Annotated in this window: 8 protein-coding genes and 1 pseudogene; 4 read left to right on the plus strand and 5 right to left on the minus strand. The window is 69.5% G+C overall.

Annotation, left to right across the window (positions count from 1 at the left end; all coding sequences use genetic code 11):
• Positions 1–276: pseudogene (locus D7V88_RS33735) on the plus strand (methyl-accepting chemotaxis protein); the annotation flags it as partial.
• Between the two features lie 43 nt (positions 277–319).
• Complete coding sequence (locus tag D7V88_RS33740; RefSeq protein ID WP_120544735.1) at positions 320–1531, plus strand: proprotein convertase P-domain-containing protein; 1212 nt, start codon at positions 320–322, stop codon at positions 1529–1531.
• Between the two features lie 152 nt (positions 1532–1683).
• On the opposite strand, the gene D7V88_RS33745 is transcribed toward D7V88_RS33740, so the two are convergent.
• Positions 1684–3783, minus strand: a complete 2100-nt coding sequence (locus D7V88_RS33745) for a serine/threonine-protein kinase (protein WP_120544729.1) — start codon at positions 3781–3783, stop codon at positions 1684–1686.
• A 53-nt stretch (positions 3784–3836) separates the two neighbouring features.
• Positions 3837–5177 carry a trypsin-like peptidase domain-containing protein gene (locus tag D7V88_RS33750; RefSeq protein WP_120544730.1) on the minus strand — a complete coding sequence of 447 codons (1341 nt, stop codon included), beginning with the start codon at positions 5175–5177 and terminating at the stop codon, positions 3837–3839.
• Positions 5178–5443: 266 nt separating this feature from the next.
• On the opposite strand from D7V88_RS33750, the gene D7V88_RS33755 reads away from it, so the two are divergent.
• Positions 5444–6451: an ATP-binding response regulator gene (locus D7V88_RS33755; protein WP_120544731.1), complete on the plus strand. Its 1008-nt coding sequence runs from the start codon at positions 5444–5446 to the stop codon at positions 6449–6451.
• 4 nt (positions 6452–6455) lie between these two features.
• Here D7V88_RS33755 and D7V88_RS33760 read toward each other — a convergent pair whose 3' ends face one another.
• Together D7V88_RS33760 and D7V88_RS33765 are read right to left on the minus strand one after the other, a co-directional pair.
• Positions 6456–7493 carry an agmatinase family protein gene (locus D7V88_RS33760; RefSeq protein ID WP_120544732.1) on the minus strand — a complete coding sequence of 346 codons (1038 nt, stop codon included), beginning with the start codon at positions 7491–7493 and terminating at the stop codon, positions 6456–6458.
• A gap of 61 nt (positions 7494–7554) precedes the next feature.
• Positions 7555–9138, minus strand: coding sequence for a serine/threonine-protein kinase (locus D7V88_RS33765; protein ID WP_147448970.1), 1584 nt, complete (start codon positions 9136–9138; stop codon positions 7555–7557).
• 85 nt (positions 9139–9223) lie between these two features.
• Between D7V88_RS33765 and D7V88_RS33770 the strand changes: the two genes are divergently transcribed.
• A complete protein-coding gene (locus tag D7V88_RS33770; RefSeq protein ID WP_120544734.1) occupies positions 9224–9676 on the plus strand; it encodes an MmcQ/YjbR family DNA-binding protein in 453 nt (150 codons plus the stop codon).
• Here D7V88_RS33770 and D7V88_RS33775 read toward each other — a convergent pair.
• A partial coding sequence (locus D7V88_RS33775) for a zinc-binding dehydrogenase (RefSeq protein WP_120544736.1) occupies positions 9673–10413 on the minus strand: 741 nt, incomplete at its 5' end. The genes D7V88_RS33770 and D7V88_RS33775 overlap by 4 nt on opposite strands.

Consider the following 10413-nt stretch of genomic DNA (forward strand, 5'->3'; position numbering starts at 1 on the left):
GGGCGGGGCATCGACACCATCCGCGAATCGGGGGACCGGCTGCGGATGTTGTCCGGGCTTGTGCAGGGCAGCGCGGACTCCGTCCGCCAGATCTCCGCGTCGGTGAGCCAGCAGTCGGCGGGCGTGTCGCAGATCTTCTCCGCCGTCACGGACCTGACCGCGATGATGGAGGCGTCGGTGTCCCGGGTGGAGGCCACCCACGAGGCGGCGGACACGCTCCAGCACGTCACCGACCAGGTGCACGGCGTCATCGGTCTGTATCAAGGCGGAACCTGATACGTCACCGACAGGCCCCCCTTCCATGGAGTACATGGAGGCCATGACCTCCAGACTCCGACGTTTCCTGTCGTTTTCCTCGATTCCACTCCTGTTGAGCTGCGGCGCCGCCGCGGTGTCGGACGGGTCCTCTCCCGCGCTGGCGTCGCAGGGGCAGGAACTGGCCACGGGCACGCCCGCCGGCAACGGCGTGGTGCTGTTCCTCAACGATTACTCGACGACGCTGGCGGTGTTGGACACGCAGGTGCCGTTGAACCTCCTGGCCGCGCAGAGCCTGATGGACTGGCGCGAAGGTCCGGACGGCGTCCTGCACACCGGGGATGACCGGCGCTTCGTCTCCATCGAGCAGGTGGATGCGGTGCCCAACGTGGGTCCGGCGGCGCTCGCGGCGCTGGAGACGTACGCGCGGGGCACGGGCCGGGTGGCGCTGCCGGTGGACGGTTGGGTGGGCACGTTCCAGGGCGTGACGTTCAACGTGGCGGAGGCTCGCCGGGCGCTGGCGGTGGTGAACGCGCAGAGCGCGAGCGCGTTGCAGGCGAGCTATGGCGTGTCGGCGGCGGCGGCGAACGCCATCGTGTCGGCGCGGCCGTTCTTCCACATCCTGAAGCTGGGGCGGCTGCCGGCCGTGGACGGCACGTCGCTTCAGAACCTCAAGACGGCGACGCAGCAGGCGGCCGAAGGTGAGCCCTGCACCGGCGCGGGAACCTGTCAGACGGGGCTCTGGTGCAATGGCATCCCCAATGACGCCTCCAGCCCGTACGGCCGCTGCATCACCACCTCGCCCACCCCGGGGGACGGCGAGTCCTGTTCGCTGTTCGTGTCGTGCCAGACGGGGCTGACGTGCCACGGCCTGGCGTCGGGTGCGACGGAGGGCTGGTGCCGGCCCGCGTGGATGGAAGGCGAGTTCACGTCGTATTCGGACCTGACGTTGCAGGGCAACACGACGCCGCAGATGTCCACGCAGCCGGTGGTGGGACTGGCGACGGTGCCGGAGGACATCACGGTGGAACTGGACCTGGCGCACAACAACCCGTCCAAGCTGGTGCTGACGCTGGAGGATCCGGGTGGGGAGACGGCGCTCCTGTGGGACGGGCCGAACGAAGGCACGCCGCCCAAGCGCATCCCGGTGACGCGCGGCATTCCGCGTGACGGCACCATCAACGGCCTGTGGAAGCTGCACGTCGTCAACCCGTCCGGCGTGGGCAACGGCAAGCTGCGCGAGTGGACGCTGAAGCTCAACAGCCGCTGGGACTGATGCGGTTGTGATGGAAGGGCAGGGGGCCGGGGATGACTCTCCGGCCCTCTTCCCTGTGCGCTCCATGGGGCAGCATGCGTGTCCATGGGCTAAAAGAAAAAGCCCAGCACCCGTGGAGGGCACCGGGCTTCAAATGACGCTGGGCCTTCGGGTTACTCCTCGACCTCTTGAGGTTCCTCGAAGTTCACGTCGAAGTTGACGCGCTGGCCGGGTTCGATGGTGAAGGTCTTCTGCCAGCGCGACGGGCCCACGGTGACGAGCAGGCGGTGGTAGCCCTCGTACACGTCCAGCTCCTCGACGGGGACGGTGCCCGCGGGCTTCCCGTCGATGCTGACGTTGGCGCCGGCCGGGCCGCGCACGTTGATGAAGGCCTTGTTGAGGAAGAACTGGAACGCGGAGCGACCGGTGGCCGCCACCGTCACGGTGCGCGACACGGAGATGCCGAGCGCGCCGTTGGTGAAGGTGAGCAGGTGCCGTCCTGGAGGCAGCGGCACCGACAGCGGCGTGCGACCCAGCAGCGTGGTGGTGCTGTTGAGCGTGACCTCCACGCGCGGCTCCACCGTGAGGTCCAGCATGCCCATGACGGGGCCTGCGTCCACGATGCCGGCATCCTCCACGCCCGCATCCTCGACACCCGCGTCGAAGGGAGCGGCCACGACGGCGGGGATGCCCGCGTCGAAGGTCTCCACGGTCATGGTGCCCTGGAGCTGGCGCTGGATGACCACCGCGCCCGCGCCAAGCGTCAGCGCCAGTCCGCCGACGACATAGGGGATCCATGCCCGCGAGGGCTTCTGCGCCGGTGCGGCCACCTGCGCCGTGGGGCTCGCCGCGCCGCCGAAGATGGGGCCCGCGGGACGTGCGTCCGTGTTGGACGCCGCACCCTGCGAGGGCGTCGAAGACGGAGCGGTCGCGCTCGTACCCTGCGCCGGATTCGAGCCCTGCGCGCCCGGATTCGTGCCTTGCGCCTGCGTACTCGCGGCCGTCGCGGATGCCGCGCCCTGGGCGGCCACGTTCGCTCCCTGCGTGGCAGCAGAGCCCTGCGTGACAGCAGTGCCCTGAGCGGTCGCGGTGGCCTGCGCGCTCGACGAAGTGCCCTGCGCTCCCGCCTGCGAAGCCGGGCCCTGTGACGCCGAAGCCGCGGAGGACACGGTCGCGCTCGCCGCACCCGTGCTCGCCGCCTGTGCCCCGGCAGCCGCCGTGCTCGCCGCGCCCGTGGACACCGGCGCCGAGTTCACCTCCGGCACCAGGTTCTTCACGGGCTCCGCGAGCCCCGCGCCCTGCGCCAGGACCTCGGCGATCTGCGGCGCGGGCATGCCCGTCTTCGCGAGCGCCTCCGCGATGCCCAGCTCAATCGTCTTGCGCCGCGCCGCACGCGCATCGCTCTCCGGCGGGAAGAGCTTCGCCAGGTGCTCCGCGAAGGACTCATGCGTCGGCAGCTTGCCGATGGCGTCCACCACCGCCTCGCGGAAGGCGAGCGCGGAGGGGTAGCGCTCCAGCGCGCGCTTGTTCGTCGCCCGGCGCACGATGGCGTCCAGCTTGAGCGGCACGTCGGGCGGCATCGGCGGCAGCGCGCGGTTGAGCACCGCCTTGTCCGGATCCGCTGACTCCTTGAACGGCATCTTCCCCGTGAGGCACTCGTGCAGCGTGAGCCCCAGCAGGAACACGTCCGACTGCACGTTGACGGCTTCGCGTCCGCCCAGGAGCTGCTCCGGGGACGTGTACGCGCGGCGGTTCTTCACGCGCTTGCCGCCGCGCTCGCGGGGCGCCACGGAGAGCGCGCCGTAGCCGGTCACCTTCGTGAAGCCGGTGAAGGACACCATCAGCGTCTCGGGCCGGATGTCTCCGTGCACCAGCGGCGAGCCGTCGTCGTTGCCCGCGACGTGCGCGTAGTGCAGGCCCATGGCCGCATCCGCCACGACGAGCGCCGCGAACGCGGGCGACATGCGCGGATGGACCTCCAGCACGCGGCGCAGCGGCTCGCCGTCGGCGAACTCGGTGACGCGCGCGAGCCCGCCATCCAGCTTCTCCAGGCCGTGGACGCGAAGGATGTTCGGGTGCTCGAAGACGATGGCGCGGTTCGTCTCGCGCTCCAGCCGCGCCACCAGCTCCGGGTTCTGGGCGATGTCCGGCGGTGCCCAGATGAGCACCACGGGACGGGGCGTGGCGCCATCCTCCAGCGCCAGTCCGAGGAAGGCCCGCGAGCCCTCACCGGCGAGGAGGGGACCGAGTGATTGGTAGCGAGGCGAACTCATGGGAACGGCATGCTAGTGCCCTTCCCGTCGATCCTGGAATCCCCGCGTAACGACTACAGCCTCTGCCCTTCAAACGGCAGCGTCAGGTGGTACGCGTAGCGCCCACGACGCACGAGCAACAGCACGCTACGTCCCCGTCGCGCCGTGAGCAGTCCTTCACGGAAAGTGTCAGCGGTCGGAACCGGCTGATTGTTGATCCGCAAGAGCACATCCCCCGATTCCAGGCCAATCTCCGACGCAGCGGAGCCCGGCCGCACTGCGGAGATCGCCATCCCGTTTTTATTCTCCTTCACCCGGAGTCCTAGCCGTTCCCACGCCAGGTTTTCGAGCAGGCGGGCAGGAAATTCAATCGGAGTGACCTGCACGGTGCGGCTTGAGCCTGCTCGGAAGAGCACCAGGGGGAAGACCGAGCGGGCCGGATAACCGCGCACGCGCGAGTCGAAATCCTCGGCGTCCTGGATGCGGGAGCCGCCCAGTTCGGCCACCACATCACCGCGTTGGACGCCCGCCTGCGAGGCCGGACTGTCGGGCTCCACGTTCGTCACCACCGCACCGTAGGTGCGATCCCATCCGAGCCGCGCGGCGACCTGCGCGGGGAGGTTCGTCGTGTCCATGCCCACCCACGCGGGGCGCACCTTCCCGAAGCGCGTGAGCTCTTCCACGATGCGCCGCACCTTGTCCGCGGGGATGGCGAAGCCGATGCCCTGACCGTTCGCGTAGATGGCGGTGTTGATGCCGATGATCTCCCCGTCCACGTTGAGCAGCGGCCCGCCGGAGTTGCCCGGGTTGATGGCCGCGTCCGTCTGGAGGAAGTCGTTGTAGACGCGGTCGTCGGCGCGGAAGGTGCGGCCGGTGGCGGACACCACGCCCGCCGTCACCGTCTTGCTCAGGCCGAACGGGCTGCCAATGGCCACCACCGTCTCGCCAATCATCAGGTCGGAGCTGGTGCCCAGCTTCGCGGTGGGCAGGGGCTGCTTCGCGTTCACCTTGAGCACGGCCAGGTCGTTGTTGGCGTCGCTGCCCACCACCTCCGCGTCGAAGGTGCGCCCGTCCGCGAGCACCACGTGGATGGCGGACGCGCCCCGGATGACATGGTCGTTGGTGACGATGATGCCGGACGCGTCGATGATGGCGCCGCTGCCCAGGCCCTGGATGCGCTGGCGCGTCTCCGGCTCCGCCATGCCCTGGCCGAAGAACTCCTCCAGCGGCGAGCGGGCGCGGCCCCGGAAGCGCGACTCCACCTCCTGCTCGGTGCCGATGTAGACGACCGCGGGGGAGACCTTCTGCACGACCTCCACCACGTCGCTGCGGCGCCGCGACAGGTCCGCTTGCGCGGGGAGTGCCAGGGCGAGTCCCACCAGCAACAGCCCCCACCGGATGTGTCCTGCCCTCATGTCCTTCCTCCGTGCGCCACCAGGAAGCGTCTCCTGGAAGACAGTCTGAATGTCGGGAAGGCCCCAGCCATTCCCGGGGTGTCTGGATGCGGCGTCCGGCTCTTCATAGACCAGGGACCTGAAGGTGCAACCGTGAGCGAACGCACTTTCAGGCAGAACGTCCCGGCCCCCGCCCGATTGCGCACCCGGGGGTGAGGGCGGGCCTGATCCTGCGTCCCGGCGCGGCGTGTTTCTTGGAGCCCGCGGGGGCGTAGGAGTCCTTTGACATGAGTCTCGTCCTGGTCGCGGATGACGAACCGGCGGTGCTGGAGGTGCTGAGCCAGGTGGTGGAGGACCTGGGGCACGACGTCGTGCGCGCACGGGATGGCGAGGAGGCGCTGGCGCTGGCGCGCTCGCGAAGGCCGCAGCTCGTGGTGACGGACCACATGATGCCGCGCATGAGTGGCATGGAGCTGTGCAGCCGGCTGAAGCAGGAGCCCGGCCTGCGCGAGGTGCCCATCATCCTGTTGAGCGCGGTGCTCCAGCAGGGCTCGCCGGATTCGACCGCGTTCCTCAACAAGCCCTTCGAGATCAACGACTTCGAAGCGCTGATCCACCGCGTGCTGGAGGAAGCCCCCGGGGCGTCCCGCGAGCCCGCGACGCCGGTGGAGGCGCTGGGCCAGTGGGTGGCGCGCACGCTCCAGGGCCCGCTGGAGGCCGCGCGCGTCCAACTGCTGAAGCTGGAGGGCCTGTCGCCCCCGACCCAGGACGCGGTAATGGCGCTGGGCGCGCAGCTCCAGTCGCTGGAGCGGATGGGTCAGCACCTCCAGGACGCGGCGAGCCTGAGCGCGGGCAGCCTGACGTTGCAGCCGGCGGAGGGGGAGCTGAGAGCGCACCTGGAGGCCTCGGTGGCGAGGTGTCGCACGCTGGGGCCCGGGGTGCCGGTGGAACTGGTGGTGCCCGAGGAGCCGGTGGCGCTGCGCTTCGACGCGGCCCGCCTGGGGCGGGTGTTCGACGTGCTGTTGTCGAACGCGGCCCGGCAGGGTGGGGTGCGCGTGGAGCTGCGGGTGTCCGACGCGCGGGTGTGGGTGTGCGTGAGCGACCCGGGGCCGGGCATCCCCGAAGCGGAGCTGCCACGGCTGTTCCAGCCCTTCCCGGACGGACCGGCCCGGGGGGATGCGCTGGGGCTCTACGTGGCCTCGGAGCTGGCGAAGCTGCACGGCGGCGCGCTGTCGGCCGAGTCGGTGCCCGGCCGGGGCGCGACGTTCAGTGTGTCCCTGCCGCGCGGGGCCTGAGGCTTCAGGCCTTCTGCGACTTCAGCATCCAGCCGATCATCTTGTAGAGCAGGCGGGCGCCCACGTTGGCGTCCCACTCGCTGCCTTCTGGGTCGGGGGCCACTTCCGTCAGGTCGAAGCCGACGATGGTGCGGCCCGAACGCACGACGCCCGCGACGAGCGCGGTGGCCTCCGGGAAGGACAGACCGCCGGGCACGGGCGTGCCGGTGTGCGGGCACAGCACGGGGTCCAACCCGTCGATGTCGAACGACAGGTAGACCTGCTGCGGCAGCTTGTCGACGATCTGCTTCACCTGCTGGTTCCAGGGCAGACCGTCGAAGCGGTTGTTCTGGAGGGTGGCGTCGAAGAACGCCTGGATGCGCCCGCCGGAGTTTTCGATGTAGCGGTGCTCGTTCTCGCTCATGTCGCGCAGGCCGACCTGGACGAGCGTCTTCACGCCGGGGATGCGCTCCGCGACGTTGTAGAAGATGGACGCGTGCGACCAGGTGAAGCCCTCGTAGGCGACGCGCAGGTCGGCGTGCGCATCCAGGTGGAGCACGCCCATGCCGGGGTACTTCTCCGCGTGGGCCTGGATGATGCCAAAGGAGATGGCGTGGTCTCCGCCGACGGCGGCCACGCACTTGCCCTGCTCCAGCCAGTGCTTCGCGGTGCGGTAGACGTGGTCGTTGAGCTTCTCGCTGAAGACGTTGACGTCGCGCGCGGCGGCGAGGAGCTTGGGCGTGCCGTCATGGATGCCACCGGCCTCGATGACGACCTGGGCGCGCTCCTTGGCCTGGGTGTTCCATTCGTGGAGTTCGGCGGGGGCCTCCAGCATGGCGATGCCGCGCTCGTAGGGACGGCCGGTCTCCACGTCGAACAGGTCCACCTGACGGCTGGCGTCCAGCAGGGCGGCGGGCCCGTCGGACGTGCCCCCGCCGTAGCTGGTGGTGGCCTCGAAGGGCACGGGGATGACGACGACGTGCGCCTCGTCGGGGGAGTGGGGGAGGCCGAAGATGCCGGAGCCCGGCTGCGCGGCGGCGGCGGGGTCGAAGTGGGTAGCCATGGCGGCGCAGGATACGGTTCCGCCTCCCGCGCGCAACGGCTTCCGTATCGCCTGGCTGCCCTCAGGGGGGATGGGCCTCCAGGAAGTCGTGGGCGGTGATCACTTCCGGTCGCAGGGGATGGCCCTCCACGAACCGTTGGTATTGGAAGCGCGCCTCTTCCCATTGCCCCAGGGCCTCATACGACGTCGCCAGGCCCAGGAGGCAGTCCCCGTTGTCGTGTGACTTTTGCAGGCACTCCTGGAACCACCACACCGCCGCCGCGGGATCGCCCTGTGCCAGGAGGTCCCTGCCTCGTTCGTAGTCAAAAACGGGGGGGGTGGGAGGAGTCAGATAGTTGGATGAGGGCGTCTGGGAACGCGGCAAGCGGAGGATCCTGACCAATATGAACACTCCGAAGATGACCACGATCCCCACCGACATGAGCTTCAACCAGAAGGCGTCGCTGGAGAGCAGGGGGCTCAGGCGTGACGGCGGCCTGGGGTGATCCGGGGCAGGATTCTCGACAGGGGCCGGAGGCTCCGGGAGCCTCCGGGGCAGGCTCTTGGGAACGAGCTCCGCGGGGAGAACCGGCCACTCATGCATCGCGGGCGAGGGGGGCGTGTCGGTCGTTCCCGTACCGGAAGGACTGACGAGGAGCCGCGCGTGGCGCCAGGCCTGGAGCTGACGCACGAAGGAGTCCGGGAGCGGCACGGGTCGGTGCTGGGCGACCAGTTCCTCCTGGAAGGCCCACGTCATGAGCAGCTTGCGGGCATGCGTGGGGAGGCGGACCGCGTTTGCACCCAGCCAGTCCGACAGGGACTGTTGCAGGGCCTCGGCGCTCTGGTAGCGGTCGCCTGGCATGGGCGCGAGCGCGCGCTTCAGGATGTCCAGCAGGTCGTCATCCAGGCTGGGATTGAGGCTCCGCGCGGGCGTCAGGCGTCCCTCGGTGGCGCGCTGGAAGATCTCCAGCTCGTTGCCGGTGACAGGCCGCTCGCCACACAACAACTCGAACAGGACGACACCCGCCGCATAGACATCCGCGCGAGCATCCGCAGGCCACTGTTTCAACTGCTCCGGAGCGAGGTAGGGATACTTGCCCTTGATGACGCCGACCTCGGTCTGCGGTCTTCCCGCGAGCCGCGCCTTGGCGATGCCGAAGTCGGCCACCTTCACCTCGCCCTCGTAGCTAACGAGGACGTTGTCGGGAGAGATGTCGCGGTGCACGAGGCCCACCGGTACGCCCTGCTCATCCGTCCGCGTATGGGCGTGGTGCAGGCCCCGGCACAGTTCGATGACGGTGCTCACGGCGAGGGGCGCGGGCATCCAGGAGAACCCTCGGCCCTTGAGCCGCTTCATCACCCGGGATAGGGGCTGTCCGTCCACGAACTCCATGGCGAGGAAGTACTCACCGTCCACCTGCCCGAAGTCGAAGACCTGGACGATGTTGCCGTGGTTGAGCCCCACGGAGATGCGCGCCTCGTTGAGGAACATCTCCACGAAGGCCGGGTCCTCCGAGTACTCGCTCAGCACCCGCTTGATGACCACGCTCTTGGTGATGCCAGGCCCCGCCGTGTACTTCGCCCGGTAGACCATCGCCATGCCGCCAGCACCCAGGCGTTCCAGCAGTTCGTAGCGGCCGAAGGGTTGGGGCTGTTGCTCACTCACCCGTAGGAAGGTAGCAAGGGGGCAAAATGGCGGAAACTCCTACATCCAGGGGAGTCCAAGTCTTAACGAGGAGCTCAGCGCACTCATGGCGGCCCGGAAGCAGATAGCGAAGCCGGTGAAGCGCAAGGTCCGGCTCACGGTGGACGACGTGCGCGAACTGGCGCTGGCGCTGCCCGCGACGGAAGAGCGTCCCTCGTACGGCACGCCGGGATTCCGCGTGAGCGACAAGCTCTTCGCGAGGGTGCTGGATGATGACTCCATCGTCATCAAGGTGGACTTCGACCACCGCGAGGCCCTGCTGCAAACCCAGCCGGACGTCTTCCGGGTGACGCCGCACTACCAGGACTGGCCCATGGTCATCGTGCAGCTCACCACGGTGACGCGGCCCCTTCTGCAATCCCTGCTCAAGGAGGCCTGGCGCCGCTGCGCTTCGGCCAAGGTGCTCAAGGCGGAGCTGCCTTCTTCGCCTGAAACACCCGCGCCGCGAACGGTGAAGAAGGCCCCCGCCAGGAAGCGGAGCCCTGCCCGGAAGGCCTAATCATCCCAGCGCACCACAAGCTTCCCCACCGTGCTGTTGCCCGCCATCCGCTCCAGCCCGGAGCGGATGTCCGTCATGGGCAGCACCTCGTCCACCACGGCCTTCAGCGCGCCCGATTCGAACAGCGGAAGCAACTGCCGCTCCGCCGCCTGCGTCAGGGCCATCTTCTCCTCCGCCGGCCGGCTCCTGAGCACCGTGCCCGTGATGCGCAGCCGCTTGCGCATCACCACGCCCAGGTCCACGTCCGCGCGGCTCCCCGCCACCGAACCCACCTGCATCAGCCGGCCCCGGGGCGCCATCGCCTTCAGTGACTCCGGCAGGTAGTTGCCGCCCACCAGGTCCAGGCACACGTCCGCGCCCCGGCCTCCCGTCGCCGCCAGCACCGCGTCCGCGAACACGGGCGGTGAGGATTCACAGAGCACCGTCCGCTCCACGCCCCACTCCGACGCCCGCGCCAGCTTGGAGGCATTACGCCCCGTGCCCACCACGCGCACGCCCATCGCCCGGCAGAGCAGGGCCGCCGCGGAGCCCACGCCGCTCGCCACCGCATGCACCAGCACCGTCTCTCCGGGCCGCAGGTCCGCCTGGAGCACCAGCGCATCCCAGGCCGTCAGGTACGCCTCCGGCAGCGCCGCCGCGTCCGCGAAGTCCATCCCCTGCGGCATGCGCAGCACCTCGCGCTCGTGCGTGGTGAGCACCTCGCTCCACGCGCCCCCTCCCACGAGCCCCATCAACCG

The sequence above is a fragment of the Corallococcus terminator genome (assembly GCF_003611635.1).
In the GTDB taxonomy this organism is placed as follows: Bacteria; Myxococcota; Myxococcia; order Myxococcales; family Myxococcaceae; genus Corallococcus; species Corallococcus terminator.